At 71.7% G+C, this 17,335-nt stretch carries 16 protein-coding genes and 1 pseudogene; 11 read left to right on the top strand and 6 right to left on the bottom strand.

The annotated features are described in order from the left end of the window. Positions 1-28: 28 nt before the first annotated feature. Positions 29-847: a hypothetical protein gene (locus ACZ43N_RS25210; protein ID WP_468100539.1), complete on the top strand. Its 819-nt coding sequence runs from the start codon at positions 29-31 to the stop codon at positions 845-847. A gap of 22 nt (positions 848-869) precedes the next feature. Here the strand turns inward: ACZ43N_RS25210 and ACZ43N_RS25205 are convergent, their stop codons facing one another. Further along, a complete protein-coding gene (locus tag ACZ43N_RS25205; protein WP_468100537.1) occupies positions 870-1,184 on the bottom strand; it encodes an AzlD domain-containing protein in 315 nt (104 codons plus the stop codon). Then, positions 1,181-1,924, bottom strand: coding sequence for an AzlC family ABC transporter permease (locus ACZ43N_RS25200; RefSeq protein ID WP_468100536.1), 744 nt, complete (start codon positions 1,922-1,924; stop codon positions 1,181-1,183). The genes ACZ43N_RS25205 and ACZ43N_RS25200 overlap by 4 nt, the downstream gene beginning before the upstream one ends. A gap of 68 nt (positions 1,925-1,992) precedes the next feature. Between ACZ43N_RS25200 and ACZ43N_RS25195 the strand changes: the two genes are divergently transcribed. Further along, positions 1,993-2,601 (top strand): helix-turn-helix domain-containing protein, encoded by a 609-nt coding sequence (locus ACZ43N_RS25195; RefSeq protein ID WP_468100534.1) that lies wholly within the window; start codon positions 1,993-1,995, stop codon positions 2,599-2,601. A gap of 124 nt (positions 2,602-2,725) precedes the next feature. Here the strand turns inward: ACZ43N_RS25195 and ACZ43N_RS25190 are convergent, their stop codons facing one another. After that, positions 2,726-2,929: a cold-shock protein gene (locus ACZ43N_RS25190; protein WP_003992177.1), complete on the bottom strand. Its 204-nt coding sequence runs from the start codon at positions 2,927-2,929 to the stop codon at positions 2,726-2,728. 322 nt (positions 2,930-3,251) lie between these two features. Here ACZ43N_RS25190 and ACZ43N_RS25185 point away from each other — a divergent pair, with 322 nt between their 5' ends. The 6 genes and pseudogenes from ACZ43N_RS25185 to ACZ43N_RS25160 all read left to right on the top strand — a co-directional run bounded on the left by ACZ43N_RS25185 (position 3,252) and on the right by ACZ43N_RS25160 (position 9,539). Next, on the top strand, positions 3,252-4,097 hold the full coding sequence (locus tag ACZ43N_RS25185; protein ID WP_468100533.1) for a menaquinone biosynthetic enzyme MqnA/MqnD family protein: 846 nt from the start codon (positions 3,252-3,254) through the stop codon (positions 4,095-4,097). Positions 4,098-4,255: 158 nt separating this feature from the next. Next, positions 4,256-6,002 (top strand): annotated as a pseudogene (locus ACZ43N_RS25180) (serine/threonine-protein kinase). A 44-nt stretch (positions 6,003-6,046) separates the two neighbouring features. Then, on the top strand, positions 6,047-6,610 hold the full coding sequence (locus ACZ43N_RS25175) for a GNAT family N-acetyltransferase (protein WP_468100531.1): 564 nt from the start codon (positions 6,047-6,049) through the stop codon (positions 6,608-6,610). A gap of 298 nt (positions 6,611-6,908) precedes the next feature. Next, positions 6,909-7,754 (top strand): prepilin peptidase, encoded by an 846-nt coding sequence (locus ACZ43N_RS25170; RefSeq protein WP_468100530.1) that lies wholly within the window; start codon positions 6,909-6,911, stop codon positions 7,752-7,754. Positions 7,755-7,881: 127 nt separating this feature from the next. Then, entirely contained in the window at positions 7,882-9,081 is a 1,200-nt protein-coding gene (gene mqnC / locus ACZ43N_RS25165) for a cyclic dehypoxanthinyl futalosine synthase (protein ID WP_468100528.1), read from the top strand. An 8-nt stretch (positions 9,082-9,089) separates the two neighbouring features. Continuing rightward, positions 9,090-9,539 carry a hypothetical protein gene (locus ACZ43N_RS25160; RefSeq protein WP_468100527.1) on the top strand — a complete coding sequence of 150 codons (450 nt, stop codon included), beginning with the start codon at positions 9,090-9,092 and terminating at the stop codon, positions 9,537-9,539. Positions 9,540-9,559: 20 nt separating this feature from the next. Here ACZ43N_RS25160 and ACZ43N_RS25155 read toward each other — a convergent pair whose 3' ends face one another. Further along, positions 9,560-10,543 carry a chitinase gene (locus ACZ43N_RS25155; RefSeq protein WP_468100525.1) on the bottom strand — a complete coding sequence of 328 codons (984 nt, stop codon included), beginning with the start codon at positions 10,541-10,543 and terminating at the stop codon, positions 9,560-9,562. Positions 10,544-10,661: 118 nt separating this feature from the next. On the opposite strand from ACZ43N_RS25155, the gene ACZ43N_RS25150 reads away from it, so the two are divergent. Both ACZ43N_RS25150 and ACZ43N_RS25145 read left to right on the top strand, forming a co-directional pair. After that, complete coding sequence (locus ACZ43N_RS25150) at positions 10,662-11,360, top strand: demethylmenaquinone methyltransferase (RefSeq protein ID WP_468100523.1); 699 nt, start codon at positions 10,662-10,664, stop codon at positions 11,358-11,360. Positions 11,361-11,482: 122 nt separating this feature from the next. Next, entirely contained in the window at positions 11,483-13,513 is a 2,031-nt protein-coding gene (locus tag ACZ43N_RS25145) for a zinc-ribbon domain-containing protein (protein ID WP_468100521.1), read from the top strand. 173 nt (positions 13,514-13,686) lie between these two features. On the opposite strand, the gene ACZ43N_RS25140 is transcribed toward ACZ43N_RS25145, so the two are convergent. Then, positions 13,687-14,193: a GNAT family N-acetyltransferase gene (locus ACZ43N_RS25140; RefSeq protein ID WP_468100519.1), complete on the bottom strand. Its 507-nt coding sequence runs from the start codon at positions 14,191-14,193 to the stop codon at positions 13,687-13,689. 119 nt (positions 14,194-14,312) lie between these two features. On the opposite strand from ACZ43N_RS25140, the gene ACZ43N_RS25135 reads away from it, so the two are divergent. Beyond that, on the top strand, positions 14,313-15,617 hold the full coding sequence (locus ACZ43N_RS25135) for a geranylgeranyl reductase family protein (RefSeq protein ID WP_468100517.1): 1,305 nt from the start codon (positions 14,313-14,315) through the stop codon (positions 15,615-15,617). A 497-nt stretch (positions 15,618-16,114) separates the two neighbouring features. Here ACZ43N_RS25135 and ACZ43N_RS25130 read toward each other — a convergent pair whose 3' ends face one another. Continuing rightward, positions 16,115-16,942, bottom strand: a complete 828-nt coding sequence (locus ACZ43N_RS25130; protein ID WP_468100516.1) for a C40 family peptidase — start codon at positions 16,940-16,942, stop codon at positions 16,115-16,117. Positions 16,943-17,335: the final 393 nt, after the last annotated feature.

Raw genomic sequence — 17,335 nt, 5'->3', positions numbered from 1 at the left:
CCAGGTCGCGGAACAAGGGGGACGGCTCATGCCGGCATCCGTGGAACGCGGGGATCTCACCTCCGGGTCCGACCGGCCCGACCGGTCGGACCCGCTCGACCGGCTCGACTCGGTCGAGATCAAGGTGACGTTCTCGGGTGCGGGCGCGGCCGCCGCGACCCGGGCGCTGGCGCCGGACACCGGGGGAGCCCGGCGCCGCGTCTACTTCTGTGAGGCTCTCGCCCGCTCCACGGCGCCGGGTCACCTGCCGCTTCTGGATGCGGGGTTGATCCTGTGCCTACGGGCGGGGAGCGGGCGGGGTGGGGCCGCGACCGCGGAATTGCGGCCCTGTCGCCGGTCCCGGCTCTCGGAGCGCTGGTTGCGCTTCCGTGAGCAGGGACCGGACTCCTTCCATCTCGCGGACACCTGGTCCGGCGACCGCCGGGTCCTGTCCGCCACCCTCGTCTCGGACTGCGGCCGTACGGCCGTGGAGGCGGCGGCCACGGGGGCGAAGCCGCTGGAGCTCGTCTTCTCCGACCGGCAACGGGCCTTCCTCGCCGACTGCGCCGACGTCAGCGTCGCCTTCGGCTCGCTCGACGTCCTCGGCCCCGTCCACACGCTCCGCCGGCGCGGGGTACGGCTCGACCACCACGAGGTCACGCTGGAGCACTGGACCCTGGACGGCAGCCCGGCGGGGGCCGAGTCGCTGGAGTGGCTGGAGGTCTCCAAGCGCGTCGCCCCCGAGGGCGCCGAGGTCGTCCAGGCCTCTCTCAACGCCCTCTTGAGGGGCAAGGGCCTCGACCCCGACCTGGGCTCGGGCTTCCGCGTCCGCCGGGTACTGGACGAACTGGTCTCCAGGGGCGGATAGCCCGTGTGGGCGTTCCGTACGCCTACGGCACCCCCAGCGCCCGCAGCACCCCCGCCGTCGCCGCCGCCCCCAGGACCACCACCGCGAACGGTGCCCTCCGCCATGCCAGCGCCCCGCCCACCAGCACCCCGGCGGGCCGGGCCCATCCGGCGGCGCCGCCGGCCTCGGTCAGGGCACCCGTGGCGAGCAGGGCCACCAGCAGCACCACGGCCGCGGCGGCCAGCAGTTCCCGGACCCGTACGGGGATCTCGACGCGCCCGTGCAGCAGCGGCCCGGTGAGCCGGAAGGCGTACGTTCCCACCGCCAGGACCAGCATCGCGAGGACGACCCCGCTCATGCCGCGGCCCTTCCGCCCGCCGGGGGCCGCCAGGCGAGCAGCCCGGTCAGCGCGAGGAGTACGGGGACTCCCGTAGGGCTCAGCGGAGTGGCCGCCAGCGCCACCACGGCCCCGAGGAGCGCGGCCCGGCGTACGGGCGGCTGCTCGCGCAGCGAGGGCAGGACGAGCGCGGCGAGTACGGCGGGGAAGGCGGCGTCGAGGCCGTACACGGCGGTGTCGCCCAGGGCGGAACCGGCGAGCGCGCCCGCGAGGACGCACACGTTCCAGGTCGTGAAGAGGCCGAAGCCGGAGACCCAGAACGCGGTCCGGCGCCGTACCGGATCCGGCTGGGCCAGGGCGAAGGCCACCGTCTCGTCGGTGACGAGGTGCGCGCCCACCAGCCGGGCGAGCCTGCCCCTGCCCAGCACATCCGCGACCGCCAGACTGAACGCCGCCGTACGGGTGTTGAGCAGCAGCCCCGTGGCCGCCGCCGCGAACGGCCCGCCCCCGGCCAGCAGAATCGCCACCGCACTGAACTGCGCCGATCCCGCGTACACCACCAGCGACATCACCACCGGCACCCACACCGGCAGGCCGCCCGCCACCGAGATCGCGCCGAAGGAGACCCCGACGACACCGCCGGCCAGACACACCAGGGCGATGTCCCGGAACAGCCCGGAGTCACGGGCGCCGGGGGCAGCGGGACGCCGGGTGCGGGAGAGCCACGGTGGGGTGCGCCGTGTTCGGAAGAGCGAACGCATGTTTCCTACAATGAACAGCAGCCACTCTGTTCGTCAAGGCGAACGATCGTACTTCTGGAGCGAACGACATGGTCGACGCAGCACGCGAGAACGGAGCCGGAGAAGCGCGGAGCAACGGGAAGCCCCCTGCGCGCCTCCCGCTCGACTGGATCGCCGCCTCCCTCCGCCGGGAGCGCACGCGCGCCGGCCTCTCCCTCTCCGAGCTGGCCAAACGCGCCGGGATCGCCAAGTCCACGCTGTCGCAGCTGGAGGCGGCGAGCGGCAATCCGAGCATGGAGACGCTCTGGGCGCTGGGCGTGGCGCTCGGGGTGCCGTTCAGTGCGCTGATGGAGCCGCCGGTGCCGACGGTGCAGGTCATCCGGGCGGGGGAGGGGCCCACGGTCCACTCCGAGCACTCCAGCTACACGGCGGTGCTGCTCTCCGCGAGCCCGCCCGGCGCACGCCGCGACATCTACCGCACCCGGCTGGAACCGGGATCGGTGCGGGAGTCGGAGCCGCACATTCCGGGAACGGTCGAACACCTCACCGTGAGCACGGGCCGGGTGAAGGCGGGCCCGAGAGGCGAGGAGGTCGAGCTGGGACCCGGTGACTACCTAGCGTTCCGGGGTGATGTCCCGCACTCGTACGAGGCGCTGGCGCCGGGAACGTCGTTCGTGCTCGTGATGCAGCACGTGTAGGGCGGTGTGAAAGTCCCGCACGGCACTCGCGGTAAGGGGAAGGAAGGCAGGAGCCCCTGCGCCGAAAGGCGAGGGGCTCCTTAGGTACTGCTCTCAGACGTCGTCAGAGGGGGCATCCCTCAGATCAGACGGGGGTGACGTTCTCCGCCTGCGGACCCTTCGGGCCCTGCGTCACGTCGAAGGAGACCTGCTGGTTCTCCTCCAGCGAACGGAAGCCGCTCGCGTTGATGGCGGAGTAGTGAACGAAGACGTCGGGGCCGCCGCCTTCCTGGGCGATGAAGCCAAAGCCCTTTTCGGCGTTGAACCACTTCACGGTTCCGGTAGCCATAAGCCCTCCTTGGGCCCAAAGGGTTGCCCTGCTCCAGAACCCTGCAAGTGTGAAAACAAGATGCCGCACAACTGCATACGTCTGAAAACGACTAGAGCCCGCGGTTACATGCTCCGCAGGCTCTGTACTGCAAGGGAAACCAAACTGCAACTTGCGGCGAGCCTAGCACGGGGGCAGCCGAAAGCAATAGAGGTCAAGATCACGTCACCCGGATGTTTGAGTGATCGTTGCGCCGGATTGACGATCGCCCCACCGATCGTGTGGTGTCCCGCGCCCGGACCCCGGACCCCGGACCGTACCTCATGAGGTCTAGTCTCGCGATGTGGACAATTCTCGCACCAGGCCGCGCGTGGGCCACATCCAGTTCCTGAACTGCCTGCCTCTGTACTGGGGGCTCGCGAGAACGGGCACGCTCCTCGATTTCGAGCTGACCAAGGACACCCCCGAGAAGCTCAGCGAGCAGCTCGTGCGCGGGGACCTCGACATCGGCCCCATCACCCTCGTCGAGTTCCTCCGCAACGCCGATGACCTGGTCGCCTTCCCCGACATCGCGGTGGGCTGCGACGGGCCGGTGATGTCCTGCGTCATCGTCTCGCAGGTCCCCCTCGAACGCCTGGACGGCGCCCGCGTCGCCCTCGGCTCCACCTCGCGCACCTCCGTGCGCCTCGCCCAGCTGCTGCTGGCCGAGAGTGTCGGCGTGCAGCCGTCGTACTACACCTGCCCGCCCGACCTCTCGCTGATGATGCAGGAGGCGGAGGCGGCCGTACTGATCGGCGACGCGGCGCTGCGGGCCAACCTGCTCGACGGCCCCTCGTACGGCCTTCAGGTGCACGACCTGGGTGCCATGTGGAAGGCGTGGACGGGGCTGCCGTTCGTCTTCGCGGTGTGGGCGGCGCGCCGGGACTACCTGGAGCGGAACCCGGAGGTCACCCGGCAGGTCCACGAGGCGTTCCTGGCCTCCCGCGACCTGTCCCTGGTCGAGGTCGCCAAGGTCGCCGAGCAGGCCGCCCGCTGGGAGGCCTTCGACGAGCGGGTCCTGGAGCGCTACTTCACCACCCTGGACTTCCGCTTCGGCGACCCGCAGTTGCGGGCGGTCGCCGAGTTCGCCCGCCGGGTCGGACCCACGACGGGATTTCCGGCGGATGTGAAGGTGGATCTCCTTTCCTGAACATTTCCCCCGGCTGTCACCGCGCCGTCCCCGGAAATTCGTTTGACGAATTCCGGGCCCTGTGGGAGTGACGGTCGGCGTTCGCATTCCCTTTCGGGCGTGCGGCACTACGCTGCTGGGGAGTCGTGGAGAGGACGCACGGGGGAGGGGTGGGGGCGATGCAGCCGCTCGACGTCGGCGAGCCCACGGTCGTGGGGCCCTACCGGTTGCTCGGCCGGCTCGGTTCCGGCGGAATGGGCCGGGTCTACCTCGGGCGCAGCGCCGGCGGCCGCACCGTCGCGGTCAAGGTCGTGCACCCGCACTTCGCGCTGGACGAGGAGTTCCGCGCCCGTTTCCGCCGCGAGGTGGAGGCGGCCCGGCGGGTGGGCGGTGCCTGGACCGCGCCCGTCCTCGACGCGGACCCGGAGGCGTCGGTCCCCTGGGTGGCGACCGGGTACGCGGCCGGGCCCTCCCTCTCGGCGGCCGTCGCGGACGGCGGGCGGCCCGCTGCCCGAGCACACCGTGCGGGTGCTGGGCGCCGGCCTCGCGGAGGCGCTCTCCGCGGTGCACGCGCTGGGCCTGGTCCACCGTGACGTGAAGCCCTCCAACGTGCTGCTGACCGTGGACGGCCCGCTCCTCATCGACTTCGGCATCGCCCGTGCCACCGACGGCACGGCCTCCCTCACCTCGACCGGTGTCTCCATCGGCTCCCCCGGTTACATGTCGCCCGAGCAGATCCTCGGCCAGGGCGTCACCGGTGCCGCGGACGTCTTCTCGCTGGGCGCGGTCCTCGCCTACGCCGCGACCGGCGAATCTCCTTTCCCCGGTGACTCCTCCGCCGCGCTCCTCTACAAGGTCGTCCATGAGCCGCCCCGGCTGGACGGTCTGCGGGGCGAACTGCGCGACCTGGTCGAGCGCTGCCTCACGAAGGAGCCGGGCGCCCGGCCCACCCCGGACGAGATCGCCCGCGCCCTCGCCCCCGACGGCGCCGCCCGCCTGGTCACGGCCGGCTGGCTCCCCGGTCCGCTCGTCGAACAGGTCGGCCGCAGCGCCGTCCACCTCCTCAACCTGGAGGCGACGGAACCGGGTCCCTCCGGTCTGGTGGGATTCAGCAGCCCCTCGCTGGGGGAGCCGGCTGCGCCGGCAGCGGCGGACGCCGCGTCCGCCGCTGGGGTCGGCGGGGTGGGCGCCGGGGTGAGCGGCGCGTTCGGACCGCCGCCCGTCATGTCGCCGGTGACGCCGTCGGTGCCGTCGGCGCACTCCGGCCCCGTCACACACGTGCCCGGCGGACGTGCCGACGCCGCGGTGGCGGACACCGTGCCGCCGGCCACGCCCGGCAAGGTCTCCCTGAGCGTGGCGGCGACCTCGACGACCGAGGCGAACGGGCGCGGCCGGAGGGTGAGTTGCTCAATCGCGCTGGCTGTCGCGGGCGCCTTCGTGGCGGTGAGCGTGGGGTCGGTGTTCGTCTTCGGGATGCTCCGGAACGAGGAGGACGACGGCAACAGCGACGCCGCGGCCCCCGCCCCGACGGCGAGCGCGAGTCCCTCCGAACAGCCGGGCGCCACAGAGGGCGACGTACCGAAGAAGTACCTCGGCACATGGGAGGGCGACGGCTACGCCCTGGACGGCAAACTCCCCGCCGGCACCTTCCGGGTCACCCTGAAAGAGGCGGACGTGGGCGAGGAGTTGGGCAGCTTCCGCTCGGTCGACCTCCTGGGCGGCGCCTGCGACGACAAGCTGGTCCTCAAGGAGGTCACCGACGCGCACGTCCTCGCCACCAGCATCGCCGACACCGAGAACAACCCGAGCACCTGCACCAGGAACACCCACGTCGTCACCTTCACCACCGACGGCGACGCCCTCCAGTACGCTTCGGACAACGCGGACGCGGGGGACCCGACGGCCCGGATGAAGAAGCTGAGGTAGGAAATCCACTGGTCGCGGGCGTGGGGCCGTGATCCGATGCGGCGGTGAAGAACGACAGCGTCCCCGGCGCGCCCCTGGTTCGTCCACCGACCGCCCGGCCGAGGACCGAGCACGACCTCGACGCCTGTGCACGGGTGCTGGCAGAGGTCCACGAGCGGGACGGCTACCCCGTGAACTGGCCCGAGGACCCGCGCACCTGGCTGACCCCGGCCTCGCTCGTCGCCTCATGGGTGGCGGAACTGGACGGCCGCGTCGTCGGCCACATCGGCCTGTCCCGGGGCGACGGCACGGACGTGGCGCCCGGGCTGTGGGCCGACCGCGCGGGGGTGGGTCCCGGGACGACCGCCGTGGTCAACCGGCTGTTCGTGTCCCCGGCCGCCCGGGGCCACGGCATCGGCGCGCTGCTGGTGGCGCGGGCCACGGCGGAAGCGCGGGGCCGGGCCCTGCACCCGGTGCTCGACGTGCTGGAGTCCGACTTCGCGGCAGCGGCCCTCTACGAACGCCTCGGCTGGCACCACCTGGCCACGGTCGAACAACAGTGGAGCCCCCGACAGACGGTGAGGATCCGCTGCTACGCGGCACCCAGCGCAGAGCCGCAGGCCCCCTGAGGAGGCTGCGGTCCTGAGAGGGCTGCGGCCCTGCGGAGGCCGCGATCCGGAAGGGGCCAAAACCCTCCCGGACCCCCCCGCCCCCACCCCCCTAAGGCCCCGTAATCCGCGGTGGATCAGCGCACGGCGTCGGATGCTGGGGGCACCTCCCACGCCGTTCAGGCAGTGGGGGAGCATCGCAAGGCGGAGGGGCGTCCGCATACGGGATGTATGCGGGCGTTCCGACAACGCGGCGAGGTGCCGTAGCCGGCGTCGTGCGCCCGCCGGGGATTACGGGACAGCCCTTAGGCTGACCCCCGTGGATCCGGACCTCTGGCTGATCGTCCTGACGGCCGCCGCCGCCCTCTGGGGCGTGGTGGCGGGCACTCTTCTGCCCCGCCCCGCCTACCGCTTCGCGGTCGACGAGGACTCCCCCTGGCAGACCACGTGCCCCTCGGGCCACCCCCTCACGGGCCCGGCCCGCGGCTGGCTGGGCCGGGCCCGCTGCACGGCCCCCGGGCGGGCCCCGGCGGCCGCCGCCCCCGCGACCCCAACCTCCGCTGCCACCACCCGTGCTCCCGCGTCGGCCCACGTCCCCGCTTGCGCACCCGCTCCGTGCACCTACGGTCCGAGCACCCGCACCGTCGCCCTGCTCACCGCCTTCGTCTGCGCGACGCTCGCCGTGGCCACCGGCACCCGCCCGGAACTCGCGGTCTGGCTCCTCCTCGCCCCCGTCGGCGTCCTGCTCGTCCTCGTCGACCTCGCGGTCCAGCGCCTCCCGGACCCCCTGACCCTCCCGTTCGCCGCGCTCGCGCTCGTACTCCTGGGCGCCGCCACCCTCACCCCCGAACACGCGGGCGAGTGGCGCACCGCGGCGTTCGGCGCCCTCACCCTCGGCGGCGCGTACTTCCTGCTCTTCCTCATCCGCCCCCTCGCCCTCGGCTTCGGCGACGTGAAGCTCGCGGTCGGTCTGGGCGCGGTCCTCGGCTGGTACGGCTGGGGCGCCCTGTACGTCGGCACCTTCGCCGGCGCGCTCGTCGGCAGCGTCTGGACCCTGGTCCAGGCGGCCCGGGGCCGGGCCAGGCGCAGGCAACTCGTCGCCCTGGGGCCGTTCATGATCGCGGGGGCGTACCTGGGCCTGCTCCTGGAGGCCTACGCGGCCTGACACCCGGGCGCCACACCGGGGCCGACGGGCGGTGCCTCAGGGCTGACGGCGGGCTGACGTCGGCCGGGCGGAGCGGCTGACGTAGGCTGGCTTGGTCCGTCCAACCCTTACGAAAGGGACGCTCCCGGTGACCGAGAAGGCCGACCTCCAGTCCGTTCTCGACCGTGCCGCCGAGGGTGGGCGGATCACGCCAGAGGAGGCGCTCGACCTCTACCGCGACGCCCCGCTGCACGCGCTCGGCTCCGCCGCCGACGCCGTCCGCAGGCGCCGGTACGCGGGCACGGAGCACATCGCGACGTACATCATCGAACGGAACATCAACTACACGAACGTCTGTGTGACGGCGTGCAAGTTCTGCGCGTTCTACGCCCCGCCGAAGGCCAAGGACAAGGGCTGGACGCGCGACCTCGACGACATCCTGCGCCGCTGCGCGGAGACCGTCGAACTGGGCGGCACGCAGATCATGTTCCAGGGCGGTCACCACCCCGACTACGGGGTGGAGTACTACGAGCAGCACTTCGCCGCCATCAAGAAGGAGTTCCCGCAGCTGGTCATCCACTCCCTCGGCGCGTCCGAGGTCGAGCACATGGCCCGGATCTCCAAGGTGAGCGTGGAGGAGGCCATCCAGCGCATCCACGCCGCCGGTCTCGACTCCTTCGCGGGCGCCGGCGCGGAGTTGCTCCCCGAGCGCCCCCGCAAGGCCATCGCGCCCCTCAAGGAGAGCGGCGAGCGCTGGCTGGAGATCATGGAGGCCGCGCACAACCTGGGGGTGGAGTCCACGTCCACGATGCTCATGGGCACGGGCGAGACCAACGCCGAGCGCATCGAGCACCTGCGGATGATCCGTGACGTACAGGACCGGACCGGAGGCTTCCGCGCCTTCATCCCGTACACGTACCAGCCGGAGAACAACCACCTCAAGGGCCGTACGCAGGCCACCATCTTCGAGTACCTGCGCATGATCGCCGTCGCCCGGCTCTTCATGGACAACATCGCCCACATCCAGGGCTCCTGGCTCACCACCGGCAAGGAGATCGGCCAGCTCTCCCTCCACTACGGCGCGGACGACCTCGGCTCGATCATGCTGGAGGAGAACGTGGTCTCCTCCGCCGGCGCCAAGCACCGCTCCAACCGCCAGGAGATCATCGACCTGATCAGGAAGGCGGGCCGCGTCCCCGCCCAGCGGTCGACGACGTACGAGCACCTCGTCGTGCACGACGACCCGGCGAACGACCCGGTCGACGAGCGCGTCATGTCCCACATCTCGTCCACGGCGATCGAGGGCGGCACCGCCCACCCCGAACTGAAGCTCCTCAGCGCCAACTAGGGGCGCGCATGCTGACGATCCACGCCGCCGACGAGGTGCGCCTCACGTGGGACGACCCGGAGCCCGTCAAGGACGGCGCCGTGGTCGTCGAGGGCATCCGGGTCCGGGCCGCGGGGCCGCTGGAGGAGATCCAGCAGCGCTTCCCGGGCGCCCGCGTGCGCCGGTGGCCCGGCGTGCTCGGCCCCGCCCGTGTCCACGAGGGTCCGCTCCCCGACGCGCCCACCCCACGGGAACGCGTCCATGTGGTGCTGAAGTCCGGGGCGACCGCCGTGCTGGAGGACCACACGGACACCCCCGGACTCCGCGCCGCCGCCGAGCGCAACGACGTCGTCGTGCTGCGTGGCCTCCGCCCCACGGCGATCGTCGACAACGGAAGAGCGGACCTCGCGGTCTTCGACGAGACGGGCGCGTGTCTGGCGACGGTCTGCGCGGGCCGCCTCGTGCACCGCCGCCGCTGACGACAGGGCCGTGAGGCCGCTCATCCCGAGAGCGCCTCCGCGAACGCCCCGTCCTCCTGCTCCACACCACTGCAGTCGGTCAGTTCGTCACTCGCCCCGTCCCCGCACTCGCGGTCCCGGAACGTCGCCCACAGGGAAACCCAGCCGATCCCCTTCTCCTCCGCGAACTCCCTCACCTGCGCGGCGTCCTCCAAGGTGAACGTCTCGTTCTCCACGTCATTGACACCGAGCATCGAGGTGAGACCGAGCGCCCGCCAGGCCGTGGCCACGGACGTCCCGAAGACGTCCCTCACCTGACCGTGTGCGGCCCTCGCGGCCCGCTCCGCGTAATCGCCCATGTCGCCGCCGTACGAACTGGCGTAATTCATGGTCATGATGTTGACGGTGGAGACCCGCACGGACGCGTCGTTCGCGGAGTCGAGCAGGGCGAGAGCGTCGTCGTCGAGGCCGGACGGCATCACGGGGAGCGTGAAGGAGACGGAGAGGCCCGGCCGGTCCCGCTGGAGGCGGGCGATCGCCTCGGACCGCAGGTCCGCCGAGTCGGAGTCCTTCAGCGCGTCACCCTCGACGTCGAAGTCGGCGGCCGTCGCACCCGCCGCGTCGAGCGCCGCGCCGTACGCCTCGGCGAGGTCCTCCGCGCTGTCGCAGACCTCGGCCAGCTCCGTCCCCGAGGCCCCGCCGAAGGACACCCGCACCGATGCCCCGGACCCCGTCAGCGCCGCGATGCGGGACCTCACCGCCGAGTCGCCGATCGCGGTGGTGCCGTTCCACGTGGGCTCGCACGCGTCTGGGCCGGCGATCACGAAGGCGAGGTGGTACGCGGCGGCCGACCCGGCGTCGTCGAGGTCGGACGCCCTGGTGGCGTCCACGTAGGGGGCGTACACCACCGTGGACGTCTCCGTCCTCTCGGACGACGCGGACCCCGTTGACTGCGCGGCACAGCCCGCGCAGGTCAGGGCCACCGCACATATCAGTGCGGCGAACTGTTTCAGGGAATTCCTCACGCTGCTCACCACAGCAACCAAGCACACGGGGCCATGCCGTTCGGGTCCGTGCGTGAAAAGGCGCCGCCTTGCGGCGGGCGCCGCGTGGGCGCCCGGCCCCTCCTGCCACAATGGGCCCGTGACCCGCGCATCCCTGGACAAGCAGCCGCACGAAGTCGCCTCGATGTTCGACCGAGTGGCGGAACGGTACGACCTGACCAACGACGTGCTGTCCCTCGGGCAGGACCGGCGCTGGCGCAAGGAGGTCGCGCGGGCGGTGGACGCCCGCCCCGCCCAGAAGGTCCTGGACCTGGCGGCCGGTACCGGCACCTCCTCGCTGCCCTTCGCGCAGACCGGCGCGTACGTCGTGCCCTGCGACTTCTCCCTCGGCATGCTCCGGGTCGGCAAGGAGCGCACCCCCTGGCTGCCGTTCACCGCGGGCGACGCGACGAGGCTGCCGTTCAAGGACGACACCTTCGACGCGGTGACCATCTCCTTCGGCCTGCGGAACGTGCAGGACACGGAGGCCGCGCTGCGCGAGATGTACCGGGTGACCAAGCCCGGCGGCCGGGTCGTGATCTGCGAGTTCTCGCACCCGACGTGGGCGCCGTTCCGGACCGTCTACACCGAGTACCTGATGCGCGCGCTGCCACCGGCCGCCCGCGCGGTGTCGTCGAACCCCGACGCGTACGTCTACCTGGCCGAGTCCATCCGTGCCTGGCCCGATCAGGCCGGTCTCGCCGAGCGGCTGCAGAAGGCGGGCTGGGGCAAGGTCGCGTGGCGGAACCTCACGGGAGGGGTCGTCGCCCTGCACCGGGGGTTCAAGGTTCACCCGTAAGGGGGATGCCTGAAAGGGCGCCCTGTTGATGGGAACCGGTCAACAGAAAACGCCGTCCGTTTGATACGTCAGAGCACGCAGCACACGTGTGACCACGTCTGATCACGGCACGAGTTCTCTGGATGACGGAGCGTTCCATGACGTCCTACTGCCCGCACTGCGGGACACCCGGTCCCGATGAAGCGCGTTACTGCATGAAGTGCGGGCGCGAGCGCATACCGGTCCCGTCGATGCCCCCGGCACCCGACGCGCCCGCCGCTGCCGGACCACCTGCGACACCACCGACCGCCCCGCCGCCCGTACCGCCGTCGGCCCCCCAGCCGGCTCCATCCGGAACACCCCTGCCGTCCCCGCCCCCGCCACCGCCGGGGGCGGTGCCCGGTGCCCCGCATCTCGGGCCGCCGCCCCCTCCCGGGCACGCCCCCGCCCCCGCCCCCGCCCGGCCGTCGCCCCTCGGGGCCTTTCTGGGGCGGGCCTTCCGCGGTGACTGGGCCGGATCGGCGCTCGCGGCGCTCTGGCCGGTGCTCCTGCTGCTCGGCAGCGCCGTCGCCCTCGCCATCCCCGACTACGGCCAGGACGAAGAGGACATCGTCGGCTTCGGGGACCGTATGGGCATCGCCCTCGCCTCGCTCCTCCAGGGCGTCGGCGGTGGCTTCGAGGTCTCCGAGGCCGGCGGTGGCTACTCCGGCGAACTCCGGACCGTCGAGGCGGGCTTCACCCTCACCCTGGTCCCGCTCACCGTGACCCTCCTGTTCGTCGCCGCGCTCTACCTCGGCGTACGTCAACTCCGTACCCGTCTGGCGGCCCGTGCCGCGTACGCCGGCTTCGCCGCACCCGGCGTCGGCTGGACCGCCCCCGGCGGTGTCACCCCCGGCGCTCCCGGCGACCCCGCCGTCCCCGGTGGCCGTACCGCCGGGCTCGAAGCGGCCGTGCGGGTCACCCTGCTGGTTGCCGTCGCCGTCCTGCTGCTCGGACTGTTCGCCCAGCCGACCGTCGCCCTCGCCGAGGTCTCCACCTCGCCCTGGCTCGCCGCGCTCGGCGCGCTGCTGCTCACCGCCGCCGTCTCGGGCGGGATGCTGCAGCGCGACGACCTGGCCGCCTGGCTGGCCGTCCGGCCCGGTCCGCGGTCCCTGTTCCGGGCGACCGGAACGGCCGTACGAGCCATGGCGATCGTCCTCGCCCTGTGCTCGCTCGTCGCCCTCATCACCCTCGCGTCGAGCGACGAGGTCCAGGCCGACTGGGAGGGCGACGTCAACCCGCTGCTGATCGCGCTGCTGATCCTGCCCAACATCGCCGTCGGATTCCTCGGCATCTCCTGGGGCGCGTCCGTCGAGGGCGAGGCAGGACGGGCGCGGTACGGGGACGACACGTCGTACGGGAACGACTCGTCCGGCGACTACGGCCTCGTCGAACCGTCCCCCTACGGCGGCTACGAACGTGAGGCGTTCGGGCTGTCCGAGCTGGGTGACGCCGTCAACGCCTGGGCGGTCGTGGGCGCGTTGGCGCTCGGCGCGGTCTGCGCCCTGATCCTCGGCGTCCTGGCCGCCCGTCGGTCCTCGGGCCGGGGCGAGCAACTCCTCGCCGCCGGTGTCTTCTTCGGTCTCTTCCTCCTCCTCGCCGGCATCAGCGGCTTCGCCATGGAGGCGTCCGGCTCCGCCACGACCGACCTCGGGGGCGGCCTCTCCGCCGCCGGCCAGGTCGACGTGGGTCTCAACCTCGCCGAGGCCATGCTCTTCGGCATCGTCTGGATCTTCGCGGCGGCCTTCCTGGCCCCCTATCTGTTGCAGATGGCCGGTGCCCGCACGGGCGTGATCGCGCCCCCGTTCCCGGCGATGCCGAGCGGCCCCGCGGCCGACGGCACCCCGCCCCAGCCCACCTCGCTCCCGGCCCAGCAGACCCAGCAGACCCAGGCCCACGGGGTCCAAGGGGTACCGCCCGTCCAGCAGAGCCAACCCACTCCGCAGAGCCAACCGTTCCACCACTCCCAGCCCGTCGAGCCGTACGAGGTCCCGATGGTCGAGCTCGGCCACCAGCTCCCGGCCGGCCCCGTCGCCCGACCGCGCAGCCGGGCGCTGATGTGGATCCTCACGATCGCGGCGGCCTTCGTGGTCGGCGGGGGAGCGGCGGTCGCGATCCTGTTCCTGCAGAAGTAGGGGCGGCCCGAGAGACCCGGCGAAGCGCACAGACGTTCACCCCCAGCGGTACCCGCAGGGTAGCCGCCGGGGGTGCTCGTCCGGAAGCACTGAGTGGCGATCTGCCGGAAATCGCTACTCTGTGTCACCGGTTGGGGGTGTGCGCGCCCGGAAGCCCGGTCGGCGGGGGCGGCTCAGAGGGCCAGCCGGTAGCAGTGGCCCACCTGTTGGGAGACGGGTGTCGTGAAGGTCTCCGCCAGCTCCATGCCCAGCCGCCGGGTGACCGCGATGGAGCGCTCGTTGCGGGCGTTGACCATGGCGACGACGCTGTGGATTCCCGCCGCCCGCACCCGCTCCACCGTCATGAGCGCGGCCGCCGTCACATACCCCTTGCCCCAGTGCTCGCGCGCGAGCCGCCAGCCGATCTCGATCTCGCCGGTCGGACCCCATGACTGCGGCCACGGCTGGGCCCCGGTGAAGCCGATCGCCCGGCCCTGCTCGTCGAGCATGGTCCACAGGCAGAACCCGTACTCGGCGTCGTGGCGACGCTGGCGCGCGGTGAGCTCCTCGTAGACGGACAGCTCGGCGGACCGGCCGCCGTGGAACTCCATGACGTCGGGGTCGTCGAAGATCCGGTGCCACGCGAAGGCGTCCTCGTCGGTGGGGACGCGCAGCCGTACGTCGGGCAGAGCTCGGTTCACAGGGGCAGCCCTTCAGCCGGTGATCAGGTTCCGCTGAATAGACTGCCCATGTCCGATGCCTGTCGGCACCTGTTTTCTGGTCTTCCAGTGCTTCAACTACCTCTTGGGGAGAACCCGTCGTGACCGAGCCCCAGCCCCTTACCGAACACACCGCCGATGTGATCGTCGTCGGGGCCGGGCCAGCCGGTTCCACCACCGCGTACTACCTGGCGAAGGCCGGGCTCGACGTACTCCTCCTGGAGAAGACCAGCTTCCCGAGGGAGAAGGTCTGCGGCGACGGCCTCACCCCCCGCGCCACCAAGCAGCTCGTGTCCATGGGCATCGACGTCTCCGAAGAGGCCGGCTGGCTGCGGAACAAGGGGCTGAGGATCATCGGCGGCGGTGTCCGCCTCCAGCTCGACTGGCCGGATCTCGCCACGTACCCCGACTACGGACTCGTCCGCAAGCGCGACGACTTCGACGAGCAGCTCGCCCGCCAGGCCCAGAAGGCCGGCGCCCGCCTCCACGAGAACTGCAACGTGAGCGGTCCCGTCATCGACGACCGCACGGGCCGCATCATCGGCGTCAAGGCCAAACTCGGCGACCCGGACTCGGGAGAGAAGCAGGAAGTCACCTTCCACGCCCCGCTGGTCGTGGCCGCCGACGGCAACTCCAGCCGCCTCTCCCTCGCGATGGGCCTGCACCGCCGCGAGGACCGCCCCATGGGTGTCGCCGTCCGTACGTACTTCACCTCCCCGCGCCACGACGACGACTACCTGGAGTCCTGGCTGGAGCTGTGGGACCGGCGCGGTCCGGGCGAGGACCGCCTCCTGCCCGGCTACGGCTGGATCTTCGGCATGGGCGACGGCACGTCCAACGTCGGCCTCGGCGTCCTCAACACCTCCGCCGCCTTCAAGGAGCTCGACTGGCGCGAGATCCTCAAGGCCTGGTGCGCCTCCATGCCTCAGGAGTGGGGCTACACCCCCGAGAACATGACCGGTCCCATCCGCGGCGCCGCCCTCCCCATGGCCTTCAACCGCAAGCCCCACTACACCAAGGGCCTGCTGCTCGTCGGCGACGCCGGCGGCCTTGTGAACCCCTTCAACGGCGAGGGCATCGCCTACGCCATGGAGTCCGGCCAGATCGCGGCCGACGTCATCGTCCAGGCCCACGCCCGTGCCACCCCCGGCCAGCGCGAACTCGCTCTCCAGCGCTACCCCCAGGTCCTCAAGGACACCTATGGCGGGTACTACACGCTGGGCCGCGCCTTCGTGAAGCTCATCGGCAACCCCAAGATCATGAAGCTCGCCACGCAGCGGGGTCTCACCCACCCGCTGCTGATGAAGTTCACGCTCAAGCTCCTCGCCAACCTCACCGACCCGACCGGCGGCGACGCGATGGACCGCGTCATCAACGGCCTCTCGAAGGTGGCCCCCAAGGCGTGACGGCCTGAACCAGCCCCCTCGTTCCCGGCCCCGGACGCGAAGGCTCCGGGGCCCGGGAGCCTTTCGGGGGCGCTCGCCCGCATCCCTTTCGTCACCGAAAACCGTGAGTGTGGCGGTTTGTGGGCCGGTTGGGCCTTGCGCACCACCTTGCGCCCTGTGCCCTGCCTTGCGGCCTGTGCCCTGCCTTCCGTCCTGCGCGCCGCTGGGTTCGTGCGCGCCGCCGGTTAGGGCCGCGCCCGCAGCGACGAGCCCGCAGCGCCGAGCCCGCTGGAATGCGCCCGCGACGACGTGCCGGAGACGGACCGCCGTCGGCCGCGATCCCGGAGATTCTGAAGCGCCCCCGGGGGGCCCGTCACCGGCTCGTCCGCCCACCACCTTCGGCCTGGACCGAACGGCGCTCCCAGAGCCCGTCACGGCCCGTACGGAGGCATGCCGGAGGGCCGCCGGCCCAACGGGGCAAGCGGCCCTTCCGCATCATGAGCGGTCGGCGGACCGGCTCAGAGCACGCGCACCGCGCCCGACGCCGGGTAGCCGGACAGGTCCTGGATGACGACGCCCTTGGAGGGGTTCGCCGCGTCGAGGTACTTGCCGCCACCGAGGTAGACACCCACGTGGTAGGCGGAACCCTTCCCGCCCCAGTACAGGATGTCGCCGCGCTGGATCTGGGACAGCGGGATGTCGGTGCCCTGCATCGACTGGTCCTGCGAGACCCGCGGGAGCTCCAGGCCGACCTGCTTGAACGCGGCCTGGACCAGCGACGAGCAGTCCCACGCGTTGGGCCCCGTGGCGCCCAGGACGTACGCGTCGCCCAGCTGGGCCTCGAGGAAGGCGATGACCGTCTCGACGCTGCCGCTGGCCGGCCGGGCCGTCGAGGCGGAGTTCGTGCTGAGGGTCGTCCGCTCACTGTCCCGCGAGGCGCGCTCGGCGGCGGCCTTGCGCTCCGCCTCCTCGGCGGCCTTCTTGCGGGCCGCTTCCTTCTTGGCCTTCGCCAGGTCCTTGTCGGCCTGCTTCGCCGCCGCCTCAGCGGCCGCCTCACGCTCGGCCTGCAGCTGGTAGTCGGCGGCCATCTGCTGCGTGGCGTCCGCGGACTGCGCCGTCTGCGTGGCCAGGTCGGCCGTCAAGGTGGGCAGTTCCAGGGTCTGCGTCACCGACTCCGCGGCGACCGCCTGCGCTGACGCGCCGGCCACTGCCACGGTGCTGAGAATGCCACCGGCGACTCCGGCGCGCACTGCGATCGATGACGACGCGTTGCGGCGGGGTTTCCGGTGGCTGCGTATGTGAGCGGTGTGGGACATGGGTACAAGCGGTACCAGGGGCTGCTCCATACCTTCAAGCAACGTGTGCTGCGCCACAGTTGTTCAACGGAAGCCCCAAATTCCCTGCGCGTCACTCTTTATTGACGACGTAACGGGCATTGCGGACACTACCGATCAAGCCCGTGATCATGCGCTTTCGCGATTACGTCCGAATTGCCCTGTGCTTACCATTGATTGCACCGCGTGGCCAAGCCCGGCTGATGTGATCAAGCTGTGATGTGGCGCAGGTCACGGAATGGTCACCGATGCGGGTGTGTCTCGCACGTGATCGTCGGCGGCGGGACGCTCGTGAATGCGTGCACGCGTCCACATCTGTCACCGCACCTCCTTCTGATGTGTGAACGCGGTCCTCTAGCAAGCGCCCTCGTCCAGCGCCAATTTGCATGCAGAGGAACTTTCTTG

It is taken from the genome of Streptomyces sp. NPDC030814 (assembly GCF_055572155.1).
Note: the sequence above shows the minus strand (reverse complement) of the source record. Positions and strands in the feature narration are given on the sequence as shown.